The sequence below is a fragment of the Novosphingobium anseongense genome, assembly GCF_037482895.1.
In the GTDB taxonomy this organism is placed as follows: Bacteria; Pseudomonadota; Alphaproteobacteria; order Sphingomonadales; family Sphingomonadaceae; genus Novosphingobium; species Novosphingobium anseongense.
Genome location: NZ_JBBHJZ010000001.1, coordinates 762,754 through 788,333, shown reverse-complemented (window position 1 = coordinate 788,333; position 25,580 = coordinate 762,754). Strand labels below are relative to the sequence as shown.

Sequence of the window (25,580 nt, the reverse complement as noted above, 5' to 3'; positions counted from 1 at the left end):
TGATTGTCATATAATCGACCTCGAACTGACGTGGTAGAGTAACGATAGCCACCTACCCGCCCCCCCAGATTTCCAGTCCAGGGGGCCAATTTCCAATGTTCCAGATCGATCCCGCACGCCGCCGCGCCATGTTGCTGTGCAGCGTTGCCGCGCTTCTTCCGTTGACCAGCGTCCATGCCGAGGAAGCCGCTGTCGCCGACGACGGTGCCGGCGACATCGTGGTCACCGGCACGCGCCCGATCGCCGAATCCGAAGCCGCCGCGCTTGAGGTTCAGAAGAAGTCCGACTCACTCGTCACGGTCGTGGCCTCGGACGCGGTAGGCCGCCTGCCCGACCAGAACATCGCCCAGGCCACGAGCCGCCTGCCCGGCGTCAGCGTCGAGCGCGACCAGGGCCAGGCGCGCTACATCAACCTGCGTGGCGCACCCAAGACCTGGACGACGCTGTCGTTCGACGGAATCAACGTCGTCAGTCCGGAAGGCCGCGACGCGCGCTTCGACTCGATCCCCTCGGCGATCGCCGGCAAGATCATCGTGTCGAAGGCGGTGACCCCGGACATGCCGGGCGAGACCGTCGCCGGCAACGTCAACGTCATAACGCGCTCGGCCTTCGACTACGAAGGCTTCCACATTGCCGGCAAGGCCGGCATGGGCTTCGCCGAACTCGGCGATCGCAAGGAATACGAAGGCTCGGTGGTCGTTTCCGACCGCTTCCAGGCTGGTGATGGCGAGATCGGCGTTCTGCTCTCGGGCAGCTACTACGAACGCAACATGATCACCGACAACTTCGAAGTCGACTACGAGCGCGTGCCGAACGACCAGCGTCCCGGAGCGGCAACTCGCTTTTGGGCGCACGAAGCCGAGAACAAGCTCTATCGCTTGACGCGCAAGAACTGGTCGGTCTCGGGACGCCTCGACTGGAAGCCCGACGCCGACAACACGATCTCGCTGCGTTCGGTCTACACGATCTTCACCGACGACGAGGCGCGCGACAACTACCGCTTCGATCTCGACGACCGCGAGGGCGATCTCGTCGCCAACACCGCAGCCTGCACGCCGACGCTGAACACGACGCCGACGACCTCGGGCTATGGCGACATCTGCATCGGCAACACCCCGCAGAAGGGCACGGTCTACGGCGTCGACATCCGCCAGCGCTCGACGCTGCGCGCCTTCCGCCAGTCGGTCTTCACCAACACCCTCGCCGGCGACCACGCCTTCGGTGACGGCTGGACGGTTTCCTGGGCCGGCAATTACACCGAATCGAAGGACGATCGCTCGGTCGTCGGCGAAGCGACCTGGGACAGCCCCTCGACGCGCAACCTGCGCCCGACCGTCGCTTACGACTTCTCCGATCCGAACCGCTCGCGCCTGCAGCTCTTCCGCACGATCCAGCTCGCCGGCCCGACCCGGTTCCAGGCCGGCGACGCCGTCACCGCGGTCGACACCTTCACCAAGCCGCTGTCGAGCTTCACCGTCCTTGACGCGGTCGACACGACCAAGGCCTACACCGCCAAGCTGGTCGTCGGCCGTGACACGAGCTTCCTGGGCGGAGACGCTACGATCAAGCTGGGCGTCCAGTTCGACCAGCGCACCAAGGTGGCCGACGAGAACCAGATCTCGCTGAACGCCACCCAGGCCGCCACGGTCCTGCCCACTGACTACAACCAGTTCTCGCTCGATCAGGCCTTCCTGGGCAAGATCCCGATGGATTACACCTTCCGCTACTTCGATACTGACAAGATGCGCGCCGCGAGCGCTGCAGCCCGGACTGCGTTTCCGCAGTTGCTCTTGCCGAACACCGCGAACAACTACGACGTCCGCGAGCAGGTCTATGCCGCCTTCCTCATGGGCACGGTGCGGTACGACTGGGGTTCGGTCGTCGGCGGCGCGCGCGTCGAGCACATCAAGAACCGCGGCGTCGCCGTCGGCACCGTTGGCACGACCACGGGCCTGGTGACGGCCGAGGCCGAGCAGACGCTCGTCTTCCCCAGCCTGCACATCAACTACAACGTCGACGAAACGAAGAAATTCCGCCTTTCGTTCAACTCGGGCGCGGCACGTGCCGACTATGACCAGCTTCGCCCGAACGTCGTCGTCAACGACACAAACGAGACGATCTCGGGTGGCAACCCCGGCGTGAAGCCCGAGCGCGCCTACGGCGTCGACGCCTACTTCGAATGGTACATGCGCCCGCAGGGCTATCTGATGGTCGGCGCGTTCTACAAGGAAGTGAAGGACGTGCTCTACACGACTTCGCGCACGTTCGGTTCGAACGCGCTTAACGTCGGCGGTGTCGATCGTTCGGGCTACACCTTCTCGGGCATCACCAATGGCGGCGACGGCCGCATCTACGGTCTCGAAGCCGCGGCACAGCTCCAGCTCGAGCCCTGGACCGACAGCCTCGGCCTGCCCGAGTTCATGGGCGGCTTCGGCGTCTCGGCGAACCTGACACTCAACAACAGCCGCGTCACCAAGCCCGCGACGGGCGCGATCCCGGCGCGCAAGGTCCGCCTGCCCGGCACCTCGGACTTCGTCTACAACCTCGGTGCCTATTACGAGAAGTACGGCCTGTCGCTGCGCCTGCAGTACCAGAACCGCGGCAAGTGGCTCGATACGGTGGCGGATACCCTGGCCGATGCCGGCGACACCTACTGGGACTCGGACGACGAACTCGACTTCTCCGCGCGCTATGCGATCACGAAGAACTTCGAGATCTATTTCGACGCCTCGAACCTGCTCAACCACCCGGGCCGCCGCTTCTCCGATCCGGGCAACCTGCTGACCGCGACGGGCACGGCTTCGCCCAGCACAAGCGGCCAGACGATCGAGTGGGAACGTTTCGGGCGCCGTTACACCGGCGGTATCCGGTTCAACTTCTGATGCGCAGCAAGACGATCCTGCTCGCGGCGCTGGCCTGCTCGGCCTGCGCCACCACCGCGACCACCCCGCCGGTAGCTTCGCTGCCGGCGGCGGAGGTCACCGCCCTCGCCGAAACCGCCCCGGTGGGAACGGCCGCAGCCGACGCGGCCGACGATCCGGCGATCTGGCGCAACCCGGCAGATCCGGCGAAGAGCCTGATCGTCGCGACGGACAAGCGCGCGGGTCTGCACGTTTACGGTCTCGGCGGAGCGTCGCGGTTCTTCGAGCCTGACGGACGGCTCAACAACGTCGACCTGGTCGATCTGGGGCCGCGCGGCGTGATCGTCGTGGCCAGCGACCGCAACGACGTCATGGCGGCGAAGCTGCGGCTCTACCGGCTCGACACCGAGACGGCGAAGCTGATCCCGCTCGGCGCGGTCGCGGGCGGCAAGGGCGAGGCCTATGGCGTCTGCCTCTGGGTCCACGGGGAAGCGCTGCACGCCTTCTCGGTACTCAAGGACGGCACGGTCGAGGAATTCCGCCTCGAACTGGACGGTACCCCGCGTTCGGTGCCCGTGGCGACGCGCAAGGTCGCGACCCAGGCCGAAGGCTGCGTCGCCGATCCGCGCGACGGGACGCTCTATGTCGGCGAGGAAGACGTCGGCGTTTGGCGCTACGCCGCGGGCAGCACCCAGGGTGCGCTCGTTGCGAAGGCCGACGGCAAGCAACTGGTGATGGACACCGAAGGCCTGGCGCTGATCACCGAGGGCGACAAGGGCGGCTACCTCGTCGCCTCGAGCCAGGGCGACAATGCCTATGCCGTCTACCGCCTGCCGGGCATGGAACCGGCCGGCCGTTTCCGCATCGCTGCAGGCAAGTTCGGTGCGACGTCTGAGACCGACGGCATCGCGCTGATGGGGGGAGGCTTCGGCACCGATTATCCCGCGGGCCTGTTCGTCGCGCAGGACGGCGACAACGCGCCGCATGCGCAGAACTTCAAGCTGGTGTCCTGGGCCGACGTGCGCAAGGCGCTGGGTCTCTAGGCAAAAATAATCCTCCTCGGCACGGGGAGGTGGCAGCCACGCAGTGGCTGACGGAGGGGGTTTGCCGGCAAGCGCTGCGCGCGCCGAGAGCCCCCTCCACCGCCTTCGGCGGTCCCCCTCCCCGTCACCGGGGAGGAGTTCACCTTTCAATCAGACGATTTCGCCGATCTCGGTACCCACGTCGTAGGTCTCGCCCGAGGCGGCCTTGTGCACGAGCGTACCCGAGGCCGGAGCCTCGATGTCGCGCGCGGTCTTGTTGGTTTCGAGCACGTAGATCACGTCGCCTTCCTTGACGGTGGCGCCGTCTTCCACTTTCCACTCGGCAAGCGTGCCCTCGCTCATCGACATTTCAAGCTTGGGCAGGGTCAGGGTCGTGGCCATCGGTTTACCTTCTGTAGTGCGTTTGACGGTTGATCAGGACTTTACCGCAGCGCGGATGCGCGCGGCGATCGAGGGCGGCGTCGGGACCTGGCTGAACTCGATCGCGTTCGAATAGGCCATCGGCGCATAGTCGGCGCCGTAACGCATCGCGGGCGCCTTGAGCTTGCCCCAAAGCTCCTCGTTGATCGTCGAGCAGATCTCGGCGCCGAGGCCGCAGAACTCGACCGCGGCGTGGACGACCAGCGCGCGGCCGGTCTTCTTCACCGAGTCCAGCACGCGGTGGTAGTCGATCGGCACCAGCGAGCGCAGGTCGATCACTTCCACGTCGATGCCGTCCTTGGCCACCTCTTCCGCCGCTGCGAAGCAGTGGTTGAGCATGTAGCCATAGGAGATCAGCGTCAGGTCCTTGCCCGGGCGACGCACCTTGGCGACGCCGAGCGGGATCTTGTACTCGCCCTTCGGCACGTCGCCCTTGAGCGTGTAGAGCAGCATCATCGATTCCAGCATGACGACTGGATCGGGATCGTCGATCGCCGAGAGCAGCATGCCCTTGGCGTCCACCGGGTTCGACGGATAGGCAACCTTGATGCCCGGCGTGTGCGTCAGCCAGGCTTCGAGGCTCTGCGAGTGCTGCGCGCCGAAGCCGCCCATGCCGCCGCCGAGCTGCATGCGGATCGTCAGCGGCGCATGCGTCGCCGAACCCGACATGTAGCGCTGCTTGGCCGCGTGGTTGGCGATCTGGTCGAGGCAGACGCCGAGGAAGTCGACGAACATGATCTCGGCGATCGGCTTCATGCCGGCGATCGACGAACCGATCGCGGCGCCGATGATCGCGGTCTCGGCGATCGGGGTCGGACGGACGCGACGGTCGCCGAACTCGGTCTGCAGGCCCTTGTTGGTGCCGAACACGCCACCCTGCGGATCGCCCACGTCCTCGCCGAGGATGAAGACTTCCTTGTTGTTGGTCATGGCGATGTGCTGCGCATCGCGCACGGCAATCGCCATCGAGATCGACTCGGTGTCGCCCGAAAGCTCGCCCTCGGCTTCACGGACCGGGAAGTGGCCGCGCTGCGGCACGCTGTCGGGATCGGCGAACACGTCGACGATCGTCTCGCTCGGCGGGGTCGGCTTGCTTTCGAGCGCACGGGCGATCGCGTCCTCGACTTCGGCCTTGGCCGCGGCTTCGAGTGCGGTCAGCTCTTCCTCGGTCGAGATGCCGGCTTCGAGCAGCAGCGCGCGTGTCTTCTCGAGCGGCGCGCGCTCCTTGCCTGCGGCCAGTTCTTCCTTGGTGGCGTTGTAGTTGTCACCGACGCCGGCGTGCGGGCCGATGCGGTAGGTGATCGCCTCGACGAAGACCGGGCCCTTGCCGGCGCGGACGTGGTCGATGACCTCCTTCATGCCCTTGTAGAAGGCGGCGGGATCGTTGCCGTCGAGCTGGACGCCCTTGAAGCCGAGCGCTTCGGCGCGGCCGAAGAAGTTCGGGCCGGCGGTGTAGGTGGGGATGCGCGTATATTCGCCCCACTGGTTGTTCTGGCACATGAAGATCACCGGCAGCTGCCAGGCACCGGCCAGGTTCATCGCCTCGTGCACCGCGCCGATCGAGGTCGCGCCGTCACCGAAGTTAACGATCGTCACGCGATCCTCACCGCGCTCCTTGGCCGAGATGGCCAGGCCGTTGGCGATCGGCGCACCGGCGCCGACGATGGCGGTGGTGACCATCGAGCCCGACTTGGGATCCGAGATGTGCGGGCTGCCACCCTTGCCCTTGTTCACGCCGTCTTCGCGGCCCAGAGCTTCGGCGAACATGCCGTAGAGGTCGACACCCTTGGCGACCTGGTCATGAATGCCGCGATAGGTGGTGACCATGTAGTCGCGCTCGGTGGTGAGCTGCGAGATCGTTGCCGGGATGCACTCCTGGCCGGTCATCGGCCAGTAGGTGAACATGAACTTGCCGGCCGAAAGCCCCGCCTGGATCGCCTTGTCGACGGCGCGGATGCGCGTCATCTGACCGTAGATCGCCTTGAGCACTTCGGGCTCGATACCAAGATTTCCCTGCGCCATGATTCTGCCTCTCCCGAGATGATTCCACCGGCGCATAAGCATGCCTTCGGCGCTGTGCACAATCGAAACTTGCGTCGGAGGGCCGCGCAAATCCATAGTTTGGAGCAATTCGCCGCAGCAATCATTGGGGCGATACATCGGTCGATGGAGAAGCAATCAAGTGCCTGACAAGCTCGAAGGACAAGTGGCGGTGATAACCGGCGGCGGACGCGGCATCGGCCAGGCGATCGCCGTCGCGCTGGCAGGCGAAGGCGCGACGGTGGTGGTCTCCTCGCGCAACAAGGCAGAACTCGACTGGACCGTGGCCGAAGCCAAAGGCCTGGGCGTCGACGCCCTCGCGGTCGTCGCCGACGCCACCGACCGGCTCCAGGCCCATCGCCCCGTGGAAGAGGCGCTCGCCCAGTTCGGCAGGGTCGACATCGTCGTGCCCAACGTCGGCGGCGTAGCCGGCATGCACACCAGCCTCGACGGCGGCAGCGAGGGGTTCGAGGCGACCTTGCTGCTCAACCTGACTTCGGCCTGGTGGACGATCCAGTCTGCCATGCCGGCTATGCGCGCAGCGCGCTATGGACGGATCGTCACGATCGGATCGACCGAGGCCCTGCGCGCCAATGACGGCGGCCCTCCGGGCTATGTCGCCGCCAAGCACGGGCTCGTCGGGCTGACCAAGCAACTCGCGCAGGATTGCGGGGCCTTCGGCATCACCGCCAACTGCATCTGCCCGGGCTGGACCAACACGGCGATGGTCGATTTCAAGAAGACCGCCGCGCACATGGGGATCGCCGAAGCCGAAGCCCGCGCCTATGCCACCGATCGCGCGGCGTTGGGGTGCATCCTCGACCCCGAGGATATTGCCGCAATGGCGCTGATGCTTGTCTCGCCCGAAGGCGCGCGGATCACGGGCCAGGCGATCTCGGTCGACGGGGGCTACCGCCTCTAGAAATACTTGGGTTTTGCCAGAGCGGGATCGATGGATCTCGCGGACCAGCGCGCGAATGCTTCATCGCCGACGAAGGGATTCGCCGCCCGTTCGTGCCCGAAGGTCGACGTATCACCATGCCCCGGAACGAAGGCCACGTCGTCGCCCAGCGGAAACAGCCGGCCACGGATCGAGTCGATCAAGGTGGGGAGATCGCCGTCGGGATGCTCCCAGGCGCCGATGGTGTGGCGGAACAGGATGTCGCCGACGAAGGCCTGTCGCGCCGCGCGGCTGAAATAGGCGACGTGGCCCTTGCTGTGTCCGGGGCAGTGCAGGACTTCGAGTTCCTCCTCGCCGAAATGGACGCGATCGCCGTGTTCGAGCCAGCGCAGCGGTTCGTAACTGCGCACCTTGCCGCGCGGCTCGGCTGCCTGGCTTTCGAGTTGCGCGACCACCTCTTCGTTCGCGGCGCCCGCCCGCGCCATGCCGGCAAAGAAGGCACCCTGCCCCTCGAGCCGGGCAACGAGCGGCGCATCGCCGACGTGAGGCCCCTCGATGCGCGCGCCGGTCATATCGGCGAACTGCGCCGCCCCGCCGCAATGATCGAAATGGCCGTGGGTAACCAAGGCCACTTCGGGCTCGAGATCGAGCATGTCGATGAAGTTGAGGATCTCGCTGATGTCGCCGCCCGGATCGATCACCGCCGCGCGCCGGGTCTTCTCGCACCACAGGATCGAGCAGTTCTGCTGGAAGCGGGTCACCGGGAGGGTTTCGAACTCCATGCACCATCCTAGCGCGGTGCTGGACCGCAGGGGAAGCCGGAACCAACGGCGCGAAGGCGGTTTCCTTTCGCAAGGGTGCGGACTGGAGAGACATATGCCGATGATCGAAGCCCGCGACGGGACCCGCCTCTACGCCAAGTCTTGGGGCAACGGACCGCCGGTGGTCCTCATCCACGGATGGCCGCTGTCGGCCGACAGTTGGGACCCGGTCACGCACCATCTCGCCGAAAACGGCTTTCAGGCAATCGCCTACGACCGTCGCGGCTTCGGCCGGTCGGACCAACCTTCCGACGGCTACGACTACGACACGTTCGCCGACGATCTCGCCGCGGTGATCGGACAGGTCGCCGGCGGCGAGAAGGTCGCGCTGGTCGGTTTCTCGATGGGCGGCGGCGAAGTCGTGCGGTTTCTCTCGCGTCATGGCGCACAAGGCGTGGCGCGCGTGGCCCTGGTCAGTTCGGTCGTGCCCTACATGGCCCAGGCCGAAAACAATCCCGACGGCGTTCCCGAACATGTCTTCGCTGAAATGACCGAGGACATGCTCACCGATCGCGCCCACTTCTTCCGTGGCTTCTTCAAGGACTTCTACGGCGTGGGCTGGCTCGATCGCGCGGTCAGCGAAGAGGTTCTCGACCTGTCGTGGCAGACCGCGATGCAGGCCGGCCTCCATCCCACGCTCGCCGCCGCACGGGCTTTCGCGACGACCGACTTCCGACCCGATCTTGCCGCCTTGACCGTGCCGACGCTGGTGATCCACGGCACGGCCGACAAGACCGTGCCGATCGAGGCGACAGCGCGTGAGGTTGCGCGCCGTGTGCCGCATGTCGATCTCATCGAATACGAGGGCGAGGCCCACGGGGTCTTCGCGACGCAGCAGGAACGCCTGAAGCGCGACCTGCTCGCATTTCTCGAAGGGCGGGCACCGGAGGATCGCCAGGAGGTACTAGACGCGATCACCGAACAATCGATCGTGATCGAGCGGATTTAGCGGCACACGCCGAAGCCGTGGCGCGCTGCCTGGTCAAGATGCAGGTGGTCGCGATGCGCGGCGTTGTAATCGGGCGAAAGCGTCGTCGCGAAGACCTGGCAGGCCGCCTTGCGCGCGGCGCGCAGGAAGTCCGCTTCGGGCACCGGTCGCGACCAGTCGCGCAGCACGGAGACGCGGCGTCCGTCGGCGAGCACAAAACCCGCTACGTCGATCGCATTGCCCGTCGCGTGCTCGCTCCAGGCGCCCGTCGCGCCGCCGCCGATCCGCCGACAATTGTTCGTGCCGAGATGTTCGATAGCCACGACGCGCGTGTGGAGAAGATCACGCGCCGCCGGTTGCACCGAATGCCGCAGCCAGAGCGCCAGGGCGGCACTGACCGCGCAACTCGCCTGCGCGCCGGTAGGGCGTAGTGCCAGGCCACTCGCTGCGTCGGGCGTAGGCGCTACGCGATCCACACGGCGGCAGATGCCCTCGCCCACCGGCGGCAGCGCGGTGAAGGCGATCGCGCTGCGCTTCAGGAAGGCGCGGCATTCATCCGGCTCGGCGCGCAGATGGGCGAGCTTGCGCACGGTCGCCCAGCCCACCCGATCGGAAAGCCGCAGCGGCACCCAGGGGTTGTGCTCGGGATGTTCGGTCAACCACCGCCAACCCGTGAAGACGAGCGCAGCCGTGACGATCAGCACGATCGCCCAGCGATCGGGATTGAAGCGGTGTCGCGAGGCCATAGCCTCTCCCAACGCGGGAGAGCGCCACCGGTTCAGTCGATCGGCGCGCCCGGCAACGGCGGAACCGGCTGCGGCGGCACGTCGGCGTCCTCCTCGTGGACCTCGACGATGCCGAGCCCGACGTGGCTGCGCGAGCGGCTGTAGCCGAAATAGACGAAGAAGCCGATCACCGCCCAGATCGCGAAGAGAATGATGCTCTTGTGATCGAGCATCGCGAACAGATAGATGCAGCCCGCGATCGATATCGGCGCCGTGATCCAGACCGCTGGCGTGCGGAACGGACGATGCCGCGTGGGATCGGTCTTGCGGATCACCATCACCGCGATCGACACCGCCGCGAAGGCGAAGAGTGTCCCCGAGTTGGAGATGTTGGCGAGCTGCCCCACCGGGAAGAACGCTGCGAACAGCGCGACCGCGACGCCAGTGATGATCGTGATGACGTGAGGCGTGTTGTACTTGGGGTGGATCTTCGAGAACGAGGCCGGCAGCAGGCCGTCGCGGCTCATGACAAAGAAGATGCGCGTCTGACCGAACATCATCATGAGAATGACCGACGGCAGCGCGAGCCCGGCGGCGAGGCCGAGCAGGTTGCCGATCTGCGGCCAACCGATCTCGCGCAAGGTGAAGGCCAGCGCTTCCTTCGAGCATACGACGTCCTTGAAGCCCTCGGCCGCGCGTGCGGCACATTGGGCGGCCAGTTCGCGGCTACCCGGCTCCAGCGCGATGCCGGCGACATCGCGCACCGGCTGGCTGGAAAGCCCGGGCGCGCCGATGACCCCGGCCGCGACCAGGAGATAGAAGACCGTGCAGACCGTCAGCGAACCGATCAGTCCGATCGGCATGTTGCGCTGAGGGTTCTTGGTTTCCTCGGCCGCGGTCGAGACCGCGTCGAAGCCGACATAGGCAAAGAAGATCGAGGCCGCCGCCATGCCGACGCCGATGAAACCCGTCGGCGCGAACGGCGAGAACTGCGCGCTGTTCATCACCGGGAGGGCAAGCACGCAGAACAGCGTGAGCGCCGAAACCTTGATCACGACAAGAACGGCATTGACCGTCGCGCTCTCGCGCGTGCCGATGACCAGCAGCCAGGTGACCAGGCCGGCGATGAACATCGCTGGCAGGTTGATCGCGCCGCCGTCGAAAGGCCCGGCAACCAGGGTATCGGGTATGTCGATGTTCAGCGCATGCTCAAGCAGGCCAATCACGTAGCCCGACCAACCAACCGACACCGCGCCGGCGGCGACCGCATATTCGAGGATCAGCGCCCAGCCCACCATCCAAGCGATCAGTTCGCCCATTACCGCGTAGCTGTAGGTATAGGCCGAACCCGAAACGGGGACCATCGACGACATCTCGGCATAGCAGAGCGCGGCGAAGGCGCAGACCAGACCGGCGATGATGAAGCTGACCATCATGCCGGGGCCGGCCTTCTGCGCGGCCTCGGCGGTGAGGACGAAGATGCCCGTGCCGATGACCGCACCGATGCCGAGCATGGTCAGTTGGAAGGCGCCGAGCGATCGGTGCAGGGATTTCTTTTCAGCCGTGGCCAGAATGGCATCAAGCGGCTTCACGCGACCGAACATGCAGGGGACCCTCACCGAAATCAGCGGATTGGCCGGGAGGCTACAGTCTGGTGACATATTGGCAAGGCCCCGCGCGTGGCCTTCCCCAGCCTTGTATCAGGAGCTAGAAGACCGGCATGTCCACGACCTTCCAGCTCGACACCGCCACCAGCCGCGCCAACCCGACTCCGGCACCAATGAAGCGCCTGACCGTGCCGCAAATCCAGCGACGCAAGTTCGAAGGCCGCACCGAAAATCCGCTGGTGATGCTCACTGCCTATACCGCGCGGCAGGCCCAACTGCTCGATCCGCATTGCGACCTGCTGCTCGTCGGAGATTCGCTCGGACAGGTGATCTACGGCCTGCCGTCTACGCTGTCGGTCACGCTGGACATGATGATCGCACATGGCGCCGCGGTCGTGCGCGGATCCTATCACAGCGTCGTGATCGTCGACATGCCGTTCGGCACTTATGAGGCCAGTCCGCAGCAGGCCTTCGCCGCGGCGAGCCGGATCATGGCCGAAACCGGTTGCGCCGGGGTCAAGCTCGAAGGTGGCCAGGCGATGGCGGAAACGATCGCCTTTCTCACCGCCCGCGGGATCCCCGTCATGGCTCACGTCGGCCTCACCCCGCAGGCCGTCAACGCGCTGGGCGGCTACGGCGCGCGCGGCAAGAGCCAGCAGGAGCATGAGAAGATCGTCGCCGATGGCGTGGCCGTGGCGAATGCCGGTGCCTTCGCCATCGTCGTCGAGGGCGTGCTCGAACCGATTGCCATCGCCCTGACCAAGACCGTGGAAGTGCCGACGATCGGCATCGGCGCCTCGGCGCAATGCGATGGGCAGGTGCTCGTCACCGAGGACATGCTCGGCATGTTCGAGCGCGTGCCGCGCTTCGTGAAGCGCTACGAGACGATCGCCGAGACGATCTCGGGCGCGGCCGTCCGCTATGCCGAAGAGGTGCGTGCGCGGGTCTTCCCGGGTCCCGAGCAGACCTACCAGCCCAAGTGACGTCCGCATGGACAAGGTGACAAAGGTGACAAAGGTGACGGCGCCCAACGGCTGATTGTGTCACCTTGAGCAACGAACTCCACCTTGCCGGAAGTTCGGTCCGTAGGACAGCCGCTTTTCCTGGTCCGGCTCAGTGCGTCGGTTCGCGATCGCCGCGCAGCCGCGTCGCCATCGGCGCGGCGACGATCATCTGCACGAGATGGTAGACGATCAGCGGCAGGATCACGATGCCGGCCATCTCCGAAGGGAACAGCACGGTGGCCAGAGGCGCGCCCATCGCGATGCTTTTCTGCGCGCCGGCGAAGAGCATGGCGATACGATCGCCGTGCGACAGGCGCAGCAGGCCGCCGAGCAACCAGGCACCTCCGTAGCCGAGCACCATCAGCACCGCCGAGCCCAGCAGCACGCCGGCCCAGCCCACGGCGTCCACCTTGGTCCAGATCCCCTGCTCGACCGCACCCGAGAAGGCGACGTAGACGGCTATGGCGATCGAGCTGCGATCCATCCGGGTGATGAGCTGCTTGTGCTCCATGATCCATCCGCGAACGAACCCCTGCAGCACCTGACCCGCGACGAAGGGGAGCAGCAGCATGGTCACGACCTTGACCAGTTGATCGCCATGGAACTCGCCACCCGCGTTACCTGCGAGCAAGGCAAACAGCGGCGCGCTGATGAAGACGCCGAGGATGTTGATCAGTGCCGCCGCCACGACCGAACTCGCGACGTTGCCGCCCGCGAGCGAGGAGTAGGCGGTCGCAGACTGGACGGTCGAGGGCAAAACACCGAGATAGAGGAAACCGAGCGCCAGCATCGGCGGCAGCACGGTGGCACTCGCCTGCCACAGCCCCCATCCCGCCACGGTCATCACGCCGAAGACGAAAGCCACCAGCGGCAGCAGCAGGCGATGGTTGCCGAGCCCGGCCAGAACCTCGCGCCGCGACAGTCGCAGGCCGTAGAGCAGGAAGAGAACGAACACCGCGGCGTTCGAAACCATCTGGGCGATCTCGTGCGCGCGCCCTTCGACCGGCAGCACAGTCGCGAGCAGGATCGCGGCCGTTATCAGCCGCACCATCGGATCGATCTTGCCCAACAAGGCGATCAACGCTCCGAAGGGCGCACGGGCGGCGCCGGCGTACCGAGGAAGCGCGGTGCCGGCGCGGGCTGGATCAGACCGTCGATCTCGATGAACGTGCCGCGCTCACGATTATGCGCGTGCAGCGGCGCCTCGGCGAGACTGAGTACCGGCGCGAAACAGGAATCGGTGTCTTCGAGCAGCGCGCACCATTCGTCGCGGGTCTTGGCACGGAATATCTCTCGCAACCGCGCTTTCGCCCGAGGCCAGGCCGCCCGACCGCCGCGCACGAAATCGGGATCGTCAGAAAGTCCCAGCCTCTCGAGCAACAGCGCGTAGAACTGCGGCTCGAGCGGCCCCAACGCAACGAACTTGCCGTCCGCCGTCTCGTAGGTGTCGTAGTAGGGAGCCCCGCCGTCGAGCACGTTCACGCCGCGCCGATCCTGCCACATGCCGTTGCCCAGCATCGTATAGGTCATAGCCGACAGCAGCGCCGCACCATCGACCATCGCCGCGTCGATCACCTGCCCTTTGCCGGTCGTGCGTGCGGACAAGATCCCGGCGAGGACGCCGAAAGCGAGCAGCATGCCACCGCCACCGAAATCGCCGACGAGGTTGACCGGTGCCATCGGCCGCTCGACCGGCCCGAACGTGTGGAGCGCCCCCGACAGCGCGATGTAGTTGATGTCGTGCCCCGCGTGCTGCGCCTTCGGGCCCTCCTGACCCCAACCCGTCATGCGCCCGATGACCAGACGCGGATTGCGCGCGAGCAGCACGTCAGGACCCAGGCCGAGCCGTTCGATCACGCCGGGACGATTGCCTTCGATCAGAGCGTCGGCGGTCTCGACGAGCGCAAGCAGGCGCTCGACGGCCTCAGGCTGCTTGAGATCGAGCGTCAGCGGGTCACGATTGCGGTTGAGGACGTCGCGCGCTCCGAAATCGCCGAAGGGCGAGGCGCCGGGACGCGCGACGCGGATTACCCGAGCGCCGTGATCGGCCAGCATCATGCCGGCGAACGGCGCCGGTCCGATGCCGGCCAGCTCGATTACCGTTATGCCGTCAAGCGCGCCTGCCATATCGTCTCCCGGTCCTCGACCGGACGGCGAATGCCCAAGGCCCGTGTGATTGTCGAGACGGGAATCAGGTCCCGGCCAACATCGAGGCGCTCTTGTCGAGCAGAGCCTGCGCCCGAGCCGGCTGGCCAAGTGCCTGCAAGCTGAACCCCCAGGCCTCCGTCGCCAGCGGGCTGCCGCGTTGAAGCGCATAAGCCGCGCGCGCCGTTGCCTCGGCCGCCTTGGCGTCGCCGCCGCGCAGTTGCACGCGCGACAGGTCCACGAGCAGTCGCACGTCGTCGCCGCCGCCGTTGACCCGCAAGGCTTCGAGGAGTTCGCGCGCGCGCCGCCAGTCCTGCGTTTCGACCGCGGCGCCTGCCATCATCCGCATGGCCATGCGATCGGCGGGGTTGGCGGCGAGGAACCCGCTGACCAATGCCTTGGCTTGGGGCGCCTGGCCGGCCTGGGTGGCCGCCAGCGCCATGCGCAGCATCAGGCTCTCGGAGAACCGCACGTGGGCCGCCAGGCGATAATGCGCCAGCGCCCCCGACGCATCGCCGCCAGCGAGCATCAGATCGCCCGCGATCGCCTGGTTGAAGCCCGATCCGGGGTTCGCGGCCAGCTTGGCCGCGCTGGCGGCCCGCGCCTCGTCGATCCGTCCTGCGGCCAGCAGCCCGCCGAATTCGGAGCCGATGACCACCGGGACGAAATCCGGTCGACGCGCAAAGGCTGCCCGATCGAGCAATGGCGCCGCCAGATCGCGACGCCCTTCGGCCTCGTAGGCGCGGGCAACCAGCGCCATCAGGTAGGGCGAGGCCTCGGGTCGCGCCGCTTCCGTGGCAAAGTCGTGGATCAGAAGTCGGTTCTCACCGCGCCGCGCATAGGCCTGCGCCAGCAGCAGGCGAGCGCGCGCATTGGCCGGCTGAAGCCGATTCAACCGCGACAGCGCCTCGGCCGCGAGGACATAGTTACCCGCCTGCATCTCGAGAACACCTTCGAGCAATTGCGCCGCGGGCACCTTGTCAAGCTTGTCGCCGGCGCGCGCGAAGAGGCCGCGTGCCAGCTCGGCCTTGCCGGCACGCGCCGCCAGTACGGCCTGGAGATAATAGGCGAGCGGGTGGCCTGGCTCGATCGAGAGCATCAACCGCGTCGTTTCGAGCATCTTCTTGGCGCGCCCGAGGTCGCCGAGCGTCGCGGCATATTCGCCGAGCACGTCGACATCGCGCGGCGCCTGCCGCAACGCGCGCTCGAACCAGGGCAAGGCCGCGGCCAGCCCCTGTTGATCGCGCACGAACTGGGCCTTGAATTCAAGCGCGCGAACATTGCCGGGTTCGAGCTTCAGCGCATAGTCGGCCGCATCGTTCGCGAGCATATGCTCACCGCCGATATAGCGGAGCCGTCCGATCTCCACCCACATCGACGCGTCGCGCGGAGTGATCGCCATGGCCTCGTCGAAGGCCCGGCCAGCAGCGAGAAGATCGCCGGTCTCGCGCTCGAGCTGGGCCAGCTTGCGGAAGCCCCAGGCCGCGGTCTCGCGGGTGAATTCCTCGGGCGCGAGCCAGTCACGCGCCTTCTCTGGCTCCCCCTGGACGAGGTAGGCCTCGCCCATATAGGCCGCGACCGCCGCGCGTGGGGCGCCCGCACCGAGTGCGCGCTGCAGGCTGACTTCGGCGGCGATGCCGTCGCCTCGCCCCAGCGACGCTCGTGCCTCGCCAACGAGATCGGTCCAGCCCGGCTCGGCCACGCCGGGTCCCGCCAACGCCGCGGCGAACAGGGCCGCCGTCATTAGCCAGGGCCGCCGTCGCGGCATGCGATCAGGCGCTGAGGTCATACTGCTTGAGCAGGTCATAGAGGGTCGGCCGGCTGATCCCCAGCATCTTGGCCGTGCTCGAGATGTTTCCTTCGCTCCGGGCCAGCGCGTGGCGGATGACCTTGCGATCGGACGCCTCGCGTGCGGTCTTGAGATTGAGCGCGCCAACGACTTCGGCATCGGGCTCGGCCAGATCGAGATCGACAGCCGTGACGAGCTTGCCGTCGGCCATGATCACCGCGCGCTTCACGCGATTCTCGAGCTCGCGGACGTTGCCCGGCCAGGGCCAGGCATCGATCGCGGTCAGGGCATTGGCGGCGAAACCGCGGACCTGCGGGTTCATCTCCTTGGCGAAGCGCGCGAGGAAGACCTTGGCGAGCAGGGTCGCGTCCCCCGGCCGCTCGGCCAGGCTCGGGATTTTCACGACAATCTCGGCCAGGCGATAGAACAGATCCTCGCGGAAGCGGCCGTCGCCGATCATCGTCTCGAGATCCTGGTGCGTGGCGCAGACGATCCGCGTGTCGACCGCTATAGAACGGCGCGAGCCGATCCGCTCGATCACGCGTTCCTGCAGAAAGCGGAGCAGCTTGACCTGGAGCTGGAACGGAATGTCGCCGACCTCGTCGAGGAACAGCGTGCCGCCTCCGGCCTGCTCGATCTTGCCTTCGGTGGTCTTGATCGCGCCGGTGAAGGCACCCTTCTCGTAGCCGAACAACTCGCTTTCGAGCAGGTTTTCGGGAATCGCCGCGCAGTTGATCGCAACGAAGGCGCCATCGGCGCGATCGCTCGCCTCGTGCAGCCCGCGCGCGAGCAGTTCCTTGCCCGTGCCCGAGGCGCCGAGCAGCATGACCGAGACATTGGTGTTGGCGACGCGCTCGATCGTGCGCGCGACGCGGACCATCTCGGGCGCGGCGGTGATCATGGTGCCGAGCACGCGATCGTCCTTCGCGGGCCGCGCGGCCAAGGTGCGGTTTTCACCCTCGATGCGATGGAGTTCGAATGCGCGGCGAACGATCAGGCCGATCGCCTCGATGTCGATCGGCTTCTGGTAGAAGTCGTATGCGCCCTTGGCGATGGCCTGGAGCGCGGACTCGCGTGCACCGTGGCCCGAGGCGACGATCACCTTGGTGTCGGGCTTGAGCGCCATGATCTCGTCGAGCACGGCGAAGCCCTCGGTCGTGCCGTCGGGGTCGGGCGGCAGGCCGAGATCGAGCGTCACCACCGCCGGCTCCTCGGCGCGCAGGGCGGTCAGCGCTGAGGCGCGATCACCGGCTACGATCACCTCGAAGTCCTCGTAGGCCCACTTGAGCTGCGCCTGCAGCCCGGCATCGTCCTCGACGACGAGCAGCTTGGGCTTGGATGGGGTGGTCATGCAGCTTTCTCCGCCGGGGTTCCGGCTCGATTGTCGAAAAGTTCGCTCGTGGCTGTGAGCGGCAGGCGAATGGTGAAGCGCGAGCCCAGCCCTTCGCGCGATTCCACCTCGAGCCGTCCACCCATGGCGATCACCAGTTCGCGCGCCTCGAAGGCGCCGATGCCGAAACCGCCGGTCTTCGAGGAGAAGAACGGCTTGAACAGTTTCGTCCTGACGAAGTCGGGCGACATGCCCGTGCCCGAGTCGACCACGTCGAACCGCGCGTGGACGCCGTCAGCCGCGGCGCTGACATAGACCGGGCGGTTGGCGGCGCTGGCATCGATCGCGTTCTGGATCAGATGGGTGAGCACCTGTTCGAGCGCCTCGCGATTGGCCATGACCGCCTCGTCGAGGCACTCGCCGACCACGACCGGATGGCCGACGCGAAACCGGCCGGCCACGGCGTCGACGACCTCGGTCGCGAGCACGGCATCGACCTTCTCGATAGCCCCGTTGCCGTAGCGCGACAGACGCGCGAGCAGCGCATTGAGCTTGTCCGCCGAATTGCGCAGCGTCACCAGCATGTCGTCGCGGAAGGCCGGCTTGTCCGCATGCTTTTCGGCGTTGCGCGCGAGCAGGCTGAGCTGGCTCGCGAGATTCTTGATGTCGTGCATGACGAAGGCGATGCGGCGATGGAAATCGTCGAACCGGCCCGCCTCGGCCAGCGCCTCCTGGCCGGCATGTTCGGCAAGATACGAAGCGAGCTGCTGGCCCACGACACGCAGCAGGTCGAAGTCCTCCCAGTCGAGCTGGCGCGCCATCGACGGGCGAGCCAGCACGACGAGCCCGACCAGGCGCTCGTAATGGATCAGTGGCACCAATGCCCAGGCGCGCGATTCCTGCCGCAGCCATTCGGGCACGACCTGCCCCTCGCCGCGCGAATCCCGGCCGGAGCGCAGGTCATCCATGTGGACGATGAAACCCTCGCGCTCGAAGAAGGCGACGGCGGTCGGGCTCAGCGCCACGGCGGGCACGTCGGCCGCGGGCCAGTGCCAGCGCGCCGCCAGGGTCATCTCGCCGTGATCGCCGGGGGCGAGCAACAGTCCCGCCGGGCACTCGGCGATGTCGGCGATCGCCTGGACCACGCGCTCGCCCAGCGGTGCGCCGCCGCCGCTGTTGCCGATCGTACGGGTGAAGCGCAGCCATTCCTCGCGATAGTCGTAGCGGTGCTGGAACAGGTGCTTGGCCAGCGTCACCTTGAGCCATCCGCGCAGGCGGCGCGAAGGCAGGAACAGGATCGCCGCGACGCTGGCGAGGATCACGAAGCCCAGCCCCATCACGCGCGCATAGTCGCCGCCCGCGTAGGACAGCCAGCGCGCGACCGCGACCATCGCCGCAAGATAGGCACCGATGACGATCAGCGAAAAGGTTTGGAAGGTCACCGCACGCGAGGGACGGAACCGCTGGCCGGCGCGCTCCTGCGTCGCGCCCAAGGCGAGCAGCACCGCCAAGGCGATCGCCGACAGGCCCCGCAGCGCGGCGACCTCGGCGGGCCACCCGCTGGTCAGATAGGCGATCGTGTATAGATTGAGGTCGACGGTCCACAGCACCGCCAGGCCCGTCGCCGGCCAGAGCAGCACCGAGCGTGACTGGTTCGAGGCGCCCGCATAGAGATTGTGGACGAGCACGAGCGCGCCGACCGTGATCAGCAGGCGCAACAGGACGATAGAATCGAACGCGACATCGGCGATCGCAGGCCCAAACGCGAGATGGACGATGATCACGTCGATCGCCGCCTGGAGCAGCTCCACGGCGGCGAGAACCGCCAGAACGGGGCGGATCGGGCCGAGACTGGCATGTCGCCCGTCGACCGCGAACAGGCGGTAGGTCACGCCCAGCCAGGCCAGATTGCGCGCCGCTTCGGCGAGCGATGCCGGCAGCCCGCCGTCGCCCAGCACGGCGACGATCAGGCAGCGGATTGCGGTCAGCGCGAGGCCGATCACGATCGCCGGCCAGGCGTCGCCGAAGCCCTTGCGCCGGCTCAGCAGCCAAACGGCAGCGGTCGCCGCGGCGACCGCACCGACGAGGTGCGTGCTCGCGCCCGCCAGCGTCCAGAAGGGGCTGATCGCGTCCTCGGTCACCGCAGAGCCGTTACCGCGCGCCTTCGTGCCAGAGCACGACGCGCAGGGTCTGGAGGATGATCAGCAGATCGAGGAAGGGCGTGTAGTTCTTGGCGTAGTAGAGGTCGTATTCGAGCTTGTGCCGCGAATCCTCGATAGAGGCGCCATAGGGGTAGTTGACCTGGGCCCAACCGGTGATGCCCGGCTTCACCATGTGACGCTCGGCATAGTAGTTGAGCTGTTCCTCGAGGTCGGCGACGAATTCGGGGCGCTCGGGACGCGGACCGACGAAGCTCATTTCGCCCTTCAGCACGGTCCAGGCCTGAGGCAGTTCGTCGATGCGGACCTTGCGGATGAAGTTGCCGATACGCGTCACGCGCGGGTCGTTCTTGGTTGCCCACTGCGCGCCGCCCGCTTCGGCATCGGTGCGCATCGAGCGCAGCTTGATGACGTCGAACTTCTGTCCGTAGAGCCCGACGCGCGACTGGCGGTAGAAGGCCGGGCCACGGCTGTCGATCTTCACCAGCAATGCGAAGATCACGATCACCGGCGCGGTCAGCAGCAGCAGCAGCGCGCTCGCGCCGATGTCGAAGGCGCGCTTGGCCACGCTGGAAACCGCGCGCCCCGAGGAGAACCCGTCGGAGAAGATCAGCCACGAGGGATTGACCGTGTCGAGATCGACGCGGCCGGTCTCGCGCTCGAGGAAACTCGAGAAATCGTTGACGTGGACGCCGGCGGTCTTGATCCGCAGCAGGTCCTTGAGCGGCAGCGCGTTGCGCCGCTCTTCGAGCGCGAGGACGACCTCGCTGACGCCGAGGTTCTCGACGAAGCGCGTGAGATTGTGGATCGCCGAACGCGCGATCGCCTCTTCGACCACCGGCGCGCTCTCGCTCATGCCGACATAGCTCACGATCACGAAGCCGCTCTCGGACTTGTCGCCAAGTTCGCGCAGGCGTTGCGCGCGGTTGCCCGCGCCGAGCACGAGCACGCGGCGACGAAACGCAGAGGTGCCGAGAATGCCGCCGATGACCAAACGATTGAGCACGAGCAGGACGATCGCCAGAGCCATGCCGTAGGCCAGGGTCGAGCGCCAGAAGTTGTGTGCGTCGAGGACGAAATCGATGAACGACAGCGCGATGATGCCCAGCGAGACGGCGACCAGCAGCCTTGCGCAGGCGAAGCGCATCGAACGCAGCGAGTCGGCACCATAGACGCCGACCGAAATCATCGCCGCCAGCATCATGCCCGCGAAACCGGCGTGAGACCACACGCGCTCGTGAAAGAAGCCGGGATCCATCTCGATCTGCCCGGCGCGCAGCCGCCAGGCAAGCTCGCCCGCGGTTACCAGCAGCAGCAGGTCGAAAAGCCCGAGCAGCAGGACCGCGTGCGGGATATAGTGCTTGAACACCCTGATCATGATGGCCTTGCTCAGCGTCCGGCCCGTGACGGACCGTCGAACATGCCTAGGCCAAAGGCGTAAAATGTCGGTAAAGCTGACAGTGCCGATCAATCGGCAAGTGGCGAATTATCGGCCTTTATCGGGACATTGTCGGCAAAATTTACAGCGGACGGTGCCCTTCGGCATCAGAATTCGGTCCAGTCCTCGTCGAAGGCGACGTTGCCCATGACCATCGGCGCCGGGGCCGCAGTGGTCCGTGCTGGCGCGGGCGCCGAGGGCGCGGCGATCGGCACGACGTTGCCCGAGCTCGTGCGGAACTGCGTGACGAGCTGGGCCAGTTGCCCCGCCTCGTCGGCCAGGCTGCGCGAGGCGGCAGTCGATTCCTCGACCATCGCAGCGTTCTGCTGGGTCATGCGGTCCATGTCGCCGACCGCCACATTGACCTGCTGGAGGTGCGTGGCCTGGGCCTGGCTGGTCGCAGCGATCGTGTCGAACATGCGATCGATCTCGCCGATGCGGCCAGCGATACCCGCGAGCAGCGCGCCGGTCTCGGCCACGAGCTTGGCGCCGGCATCGACGTGCTGGGTGCTGTTCGAAATCAATCCCTTGATGTCATTCGCGGCGTCGGCGCTGCGCTGTGCGAGCAGACGCACCTCGTTGGCGACCACGGCGAAGCCCTTGCCCGCCTCACCCGCGCGCGCGGCTTCCACGCCGGCATTGAGCGCAAGGAGGTTGGTCTGAAACGCAATCGCGTCGATCGTGTCGATGATGCGGGTGATCTCGCCCGAGGATTTCTCGATCTCGCCCATTGCCGAAACGGCGCGTGCGACCACGACTTCACCCTCATGCGCCTCGGTATTGGCCGTCGTGATCGAGGCGCGGATTTCCTGGGTCTTGGCCGCGGCTTCGTTCACACCCGACGTGACCTGGTTCATCGCGGCCGCGGTCTCTTCGAGGCTTGCGGCCTGGTGCTCGTTGCGTCGCGCCAGATCGTCCGAAGCCGTGCGGATCTCGGCTGCGCCCGACGATACGCCATTGGCCGTGCGCGTCACCATCTGGATGACCTGCGCGAGCTCGGCGACGGTGCGATTGTAGGCCTTGCGGATCTGCTCGTACTCGGGCGCCAGCGGCTGATCCATCCGATGGACGAGATCACCCTCTGCCATCTTGGCCAGCGAGTCGGACAGTCCGTCGACCACCGCCGCCTGCTTCGCCGCCGAATCGCGCTGGGCAATGCCCGCTTCGCGGAACACGCCGATCGCGGCAGCCATCTGGCCGATCTCGTCGGTGCGATCGAGGCCCGAAGGCGTGCGGCTGTAGTCCCCCGCGGCCATGACCTGCATGGTCTCAGCCGTTTCGGCGAGCGGCGCGACGACGCGGGTCCGGATGAAGCGTCCGGCCAGGAAGATCGCGCCGAGGACCAGCAAGGCCAGGCCGGCGATCGCCGCCAGGGCCATTGTCACCATCCGGTCGTTCTGCGCCTGCATCGTTGCGCGGTGCTTATCCGACAGCTCGACGAGACGCTGAATGTCGGCGCGCTGCTGGTTGTAGAGCTGCTTGAGCCTGCCGTCACGGATCGCGCCCATCGCAGCGCCGTCATGCCGCTTGGCAGCGGGTAGAAAATTGCTGTCGATCTCCTGCCAGAACAGGTCTGCGGACTTGATCGTGGTCTCGAGCTGCGCCCGTTCCTCGGCCGGCACTTCAGCCTGATGCCAGTAGGCCTTGCGCACTTCGTAACCGTCGCGAACGACCTGGAGCTTGGCCAACGCGGCAGAGTCCGCGCCGTCGGCGTCCTTGATCTCCTCGGCGAGCATGTAGGGCTCGACCACGAACAGCGGCGGCGGCAGCATGTCTGCCAGCAATTCGTCCTGAAGCGCGCTTTCGCGATGGATCGGGCCGCCGAAGCGGATCTGGGCGACGACCAGCGCCGCAATCGCCATGGCTACGCAGAGAAGAACGATGAGCCCCGTCGCGCCGCGACGAACCTGATTTGCAAGCATGACGAATCCAGTCGGCCTTGAAAGAGAATTGGCCGAATTCCTTGCCTCACAGCGGTTAAGATGTGCGTAAGACAGACCCGCGAACAAGCCGAGGTCCGCCGCCTATTTTCCGGTAATCAGATCGTCATCTAGCGCTTCATCAGCCGCATTGCCGTCAGTGTCAGCGCTTCCGCCCCCGTGGCGATGACCTTGTCGGCCTCGGGTGCCCAGAACGGGCTGTGGATCGACGGCTGCGGCTTTTCGCCGCGGCGGGCGGCTGCAAGCGTCTCGGGCGGAACGCCGCCGATCCACAGGATCGTCGACTTCACGTGCGCCTCGTCGGCGCGGCGATATTCGTCGAAGTCCTCGCCGCCCATGACCGGCTGCTCGAGCACGATCACGCGCTGCGCGCCCATTTTCCCTGAAAGATCGTCAGCGATCTCACGCGCGAAGTCAGGCGAGTTGAATGTGGCGCGGGTATAGGGCTCCTTCACCGTCACGACGGGCATGCGGTCCTGGGGCAGCCCCGCGGCCATGCCCTCGCCCGCGGCGATCCGGCGGATGCCCTCGATGAGACGCTGGCGATCCTCGTCCGAAAAGCTCCGCACGGTCAGTTCGAGCTTGGCCTCGTCGGAGATGATGTTGTGCTTCGTTCCGCCGTGAAACGAGCCGACCGTGACGACGGCCGGATCGACCGGGTTCTGTTCGCGGCTGACCAAGGTCTGCAACCGCATCACGATGGCGCTGGCCAGGACGATCGGGTCCTTGGCCTTGTGCGGGTAGGCCCCGTGCCCGCCGACACCCTTTACGATGACGTCGATCGAATCGACGTTCGCAAGCGCCCAGCCCGGCCGCACGCCGACCGTGCCCGAAGGCAGATCGGCGCTGTCGTGGAAGGCCAGAGCATAGTCGGGCTTGGGAAAACGCGTGTAGAGCCCGTCGGCGAGCATTTCGCGCGCGCCGAGCCCCATTTCCTCGGCCGGCTGGCCGATCATGACCAAGGTGCCCGACCATTCGGCCTTGCGCGCGGCGAGCAGCCGGGCGGTCTCGATCCAGGCGGTCATGTGGGTGTCGTGGCCGCAGGCGTGCATGATCCCGCTCTCGACCCCGGCGGTAGAGGTGCCGCGCAGCTTCGAAGCGAAGGGCAGCCCGGTCTGCTCGGTGACGGGTAGCGCGTCCATGTCGGCGCGGATCAGCACGGTCGGCCCCGCTCCGTTGCGCAGTACGGCGACGAGGCCGGTCTTGCCGACCTTCTCGGTCACGGTGAAACCCGCCTTGCGCGCGGCATCGGCCATGACCTTCGCGCTGCGCACCTCCTGGAAGCTCAGCTCGGGATTGGCGTGGAGATCGCGATAGGTCGCGATCAGCCCCGGCAAGTCGGCCTGGATGCGGTCGGCGACGGTCTCGGCCTGAACGGGAAGAGCCGCGAGGAGGAGCGGCGTGACGGTGAGGAGCGAGCGGATCATGCGCTCAGCCTATGCCAGCGCTCGCGCAGCCGCAATCGCGCTGATCGCCGATATCCTGGTGCCCCTGGCCCGACTCGAACGGGCACGCCTTGCGACAAACGATTTTGAGTCGTTCGCGTCTACCATTCCGCCACAGGGGCAGCGGGAGCCCGGCGATAGCCGGGCTCGTCGAGCGCATCAACCGGCCTTGAGCGCGCCCGCAAGAATCTTGTGCAACCTCGAATGCAGCGCGTCGTTGCCCGCGAGGACTTCGGTGTCGCAGATCGCCTGCGAACGCCCCTTGAAGTCCGAAACGAAACCGCCTGCCTCGCGCACGAGCAGGCAGCCCGCAGCGGTATCCCACGAATGCAGGCCCGATTCCCAGAAACCCTCGAAGCGGCCCGATGCGACCCAGGCGAGATCGAGCGAGGCGACGCCGAAGCGGCGGATCCCGGCGACCTGGGGGCCGAGCGCGAGGTAGATCTTGGTCCACTCGGCAATGTTGCCACGGCCCATGAAAGGGATGCCCGTGGCGATCAGGCTCTCATCGAGATGACGGCGGCCCGAAACGCGCAGGCGCTTGTCCTGCAGCCAGGCGCCGCGGCTCTTCTCGGCCCAATAGGATTCGTCGGTGATCGGCTGATAGACCAGCCCGGCCGTGACCTCGCCCCAGCCCGATCCGTCGAGCTTGGGTTCCTGCACCGCAATCGAGATCGCGAAGTGCGGGATGCCGTGGAGGAAGTTCGAGGTGCCGTCGAGCGGATCGATGATGAAGCGCGGCTTGCCGGGCTGCCCCTCGATCTCGCCGGCTTCCTCGAACAGGAAACCCCAATCGGGCCGTGCCGCACGCAGCTCGTCCCAGAGCGTGCGCTCGGCCTGTTGATCGGCCTTCGAGACGAAGTCCGCCGGCCCCTTGCGCGAGACCTGGAGGTGTTCGATCTCGCCGAAATCGCGACGGAGGCGCTGCCCGGCCTTGCGGGCTGCCTTTTCCATCACGCGGATCAGACCTGAAATTGCCGTCAT

19 protein-coding genes and 1 tRNA gene are annotated in these 25,580 nt (G+C 66.6%); 5 read left to right on the top strand and 15 right to left on the bottom strand.

Features of this window, described 5'->3' with window-relative positions; all coding sequences use genetic code 11:
- Positions 1 to 95: 95 nt before the first annotated feature.
- Positions 96 to 2,882, top strand: coding sequence for a TonB-dependent receptor (locus tag WG901_RS03780; protein ID WP_339585671.1), 2,787 nt, complete (start codon positions 96 to 98; stop codon positions 2,880 to 2,882).
- On the top strand, positions 2,882 to 3,904 hold the full coding sequence (locus tag WG901_RS03775; RefSeq protein WP_339585670.1) for a phytase: 1,023 nt from the start codon (positions 2,882 to 2,884) through the stop codon (positions 3,902 to 3,904). The genes WG901_RS03780 and WG901_RS03775 overlap by 1 nt, the downstream gene beginning before the upstream one ends.
- Positions 3,905 to 4,054: 150 nt before the next feature.
- Here the strand turns inward: WG901_RS03775 and WG901_RS03770 are convergent, their stop codons facing one another.
- Both WG901_RS03770 and WG901_RS03765 read right to left on the bottom strand, forming a co-directional pair.
- Positions 4,055 to 4,285, bottom strand: coding sequence for a lipoyl domain-containing protein (locus WG901_RS03770; RefSeq protein ID WP_264443217.1), 231 nt, complete (start codon positions 4,283 to 4,285; stop codon positions 4,055 to 4,057).
- 33 nt (positions 4,286 to 4,318) lie between these two features.
- Complete coding sequence (locus WG901_RS03765; protein WP_339585669.1) at positions 4,319 to 6,346, bottom strand: alpha-ketoacid dehydrogenase subunit alpha/beta; 2,028 nt, start codon at positions 6,344 to 6,346, stop codon at positions 4,319 to 4,321.
- Positions 6,347 to 6,506: 160 nt separating this feature from the next.
- Between WG901_RS03765 and WG901_RS03760 the strand changes: the two genes are divergently transcribed.
- Positions 6,507 to 7,286, top strand: coding sequence for an SDR family NAD(P)-dependent oxidoreductase (locus tag WG901_RS03760; RefSeq protein WP_339585668.1), 780 nt, complete (start codon positions 6,507 to 6,509; stop codon positions 7,284 to 7,286).
- Here the strand turns inward: WG901_RS03760 and WG901_RS03755 are convergent.
- Positions 7,283 to 8,047, bottom strand: a complete 765-nt coding sequence (locus WG901_RS03755) for an MBL fold metallo-hydrolase (RefSeq protein ID WP_339585667.1) — start codon at positions 8,045 to 8,047, stop codon at positions 7,283 to 7,285. The genes WG901_RS03760 and WG901_RS03755 overlap by 4 nt on opposite strands.
- Positions 8,048 to 8,147: 100 nt before the next feature.
- Here WG901_RS03755 and WG901_RS03750 point away from each other — a divergent pair, with 100 nt between their 5' ends.
- Positions 8,148 to 9,035 carry an alpha/beta fold hydrolase gene (locus WG901_RS03750; protein ID WP_339585666.1) on the top strand — a complete coding sequence of 296 codons (888 nt, stop codon included), beginning with the start codon at positions 8,148 to 8,150 and terminating at the stop codon, positions 9,033 to 9,035.
- Here the strand turns inward: WG901_RS03750 and WG901_RS03745 are convergent.
- Together WG901_RS03745 and WG901_RS03740 are read right to left on the bottom strand one after the other, a co-directional pair.
- Positions 9,032 to 9,760, bottom strand: a complete 729-nt coding sequence (locus tag WG901_RS03745; protein WP_339585665.1) for an extensin-like domain-containing protein — start codon at positions 9,758 to 9,760, stop codon at positions 9,032 to 9,034. The genes WG901_RS03750 and WG901_RS03745 overlap by 4 nt on opposite strands.
- 32 nt (positions 9,761 to 9,792) lie before the next feature.
- The gene (locus tag WG901_RS03740; RefSeq protein WP_339585664.1) at positions 9,793 to 11,343 is read right to left on the bottom strand and encodes an amino acid permease; all 1,551 of its coding nucleotides are present in this window, start codon (positions 11,341 to 11,343) and stop codon (positions 9,793 to 9,795) included.
- Between the two features lie 116 nt (positions 11,344 to 11,459).
- Here WG901_RS03740 and panB point away from each other — a divergent pair, with 116 nt between their 5' ends.
- Entirely contained in the window at positions 11,460 to 12,329 is an 870-nt protein-coding gene (gene panB, locus WG901_RS03735; protein ID WP_339585663.1) for a 3-methyl-2-oxobutanoate hydroxymethyltransferase, read from the top strand.
- Positions 12,330 to 12,459: 130 nt separating this feature from the next.
- On the opposite strand, the gene WG901_RS03730 is transcribed toward panB, so the two are convergent.
- The 10 genes from WG901_RS03730 to WG901_RS03685 all read right to left on the bottom strand — a co-directional run bounded on the left by WG901_RS03730 (position 12,460) and on the right by WG901_RS03685 (position 25,580).
- On the bottom strand, positions 12,460 to 13,431 hold the full coding sequence (locus tag WG901_RS03730; RefSeq protein ID WP_339585662.1) for a bile acid:sodium symporter family protein: 972 nt from the start codon (positions 13,429 to 13,431) through the stop codon (positions 12,460 to 12,462).
- Complete coding sequence (locus tag WG901_RS03725) at positions 13,428 to 14,477, bottom strand: CaiB/BaiF CoA transferase family protein (protein WP_339585661.1); 1,050 nt, start codon at positions 14,475 to 14,477, stop codon at positions 13,428 to 13,430. Before WG901_RS03725 ends, WG901_RS03730 begins: the two co-directional genes overlap by 4 nt.
- 64 nt (positions 14,478 to 14,541) lie before the next feature.
- Positions 14,542 to 16,239 carry a tetratricopeptide repeat protein gene (locus tag WG901_RS03720; RefSeq protein ID WP_339585660.1) on the bottom strand — a complete coding sequence of 566 codons (1,698 nt, stop codon included), beginning with the start codon at positions 16,237 to 16,239 and terminating at the stop codon, positions 14,542 to 14,544.
- Between the two features lie 28 nt (positions 16,240 to 16,267).
- Positions 16,268 to 17,635, bottom strand: coding sequence for a PEP-CTERM-box response regulator transcription factor (gene prsR / locus WG901_RS03715; RefSeq protein WP_339585659.1), 1,368 nt, complete (start codon positions 17,633 to 17,635; stop codon positions 16,268 to 16,270).
- Entirely contained in the window at positions 17,632 to 19,755 is a 2,124-nt protein-coding gene (prsK, locus tag WG901_RS03710) for an XrtA/PEP-CTERM system histidine kinase PrsK (RefSeq protein WP_339585658.1), read from the bottom strand. The genes prsR and prsK overlap by 4 nt, the downstream gene beginning before the upstream one ends.
- A 10-nt stretch (positions 19,756 to 19,765) precedes the next feature.
- On the bottom strand, positions 19,766 to 21,151 hold the full coding sequence (locus WG901_RS03705) for a TIGR03013 family XrtA/PEP-CTERM system glycosyltransferase (RefSeq protein WP_339585657.1): 1,386 nt from the start codon (positions 21,149 to 21,151) through the stop codon (positions 19,766 to 19,768).
- A gap of 167 nt (positions 21,152 to 21,318) precedes the next feature.
- A complete protein-coding gene (locus WG901_RS03700) occupies positions 21,319 to 23,133 on the bottom strand; it encodes a methyl-accepting chemotaxis protein (protein ID WP_339585656.1) in 1,815 nt (604 codons plus the stop codon).
- Positions 23,134 to 23,261: 128 nt separating this feature from the next.
- Positions 23,262 to 24,578 carry an amidohydrolase gene (locus WG901_RS03695; protein ID WP_339585655.1) on the bottom strand — a complete coding sequence of 439 codons (1,317 nt, stop codon included), beginning with the start codon at positions 24,576 to 24,578 and terminating at the stop codon, positions 23,262 to 23,264.
- 56 nt (positions 24,579 to 24,634) lie between these two features.
- Positions 24,635 to 24,718: transfer RNA gene (locus tag WG901_RS03690), tRNA-Leu, on the bottom strand.
- A 37-nt stretch (positions 24,719 to 24,755) separates the two neighbouring features.
- Positions 24,756 to 25,580 (bottom strand): inositol monophosphatase family protein, encoded by an 825-nt coding sequence (locus WG901_RS03685; RefSeq protein ID WP_339585654.1) that lies wholly within the window; start codon positions 25,578 to 25,580, stop codon positions 24,756 to 24,758.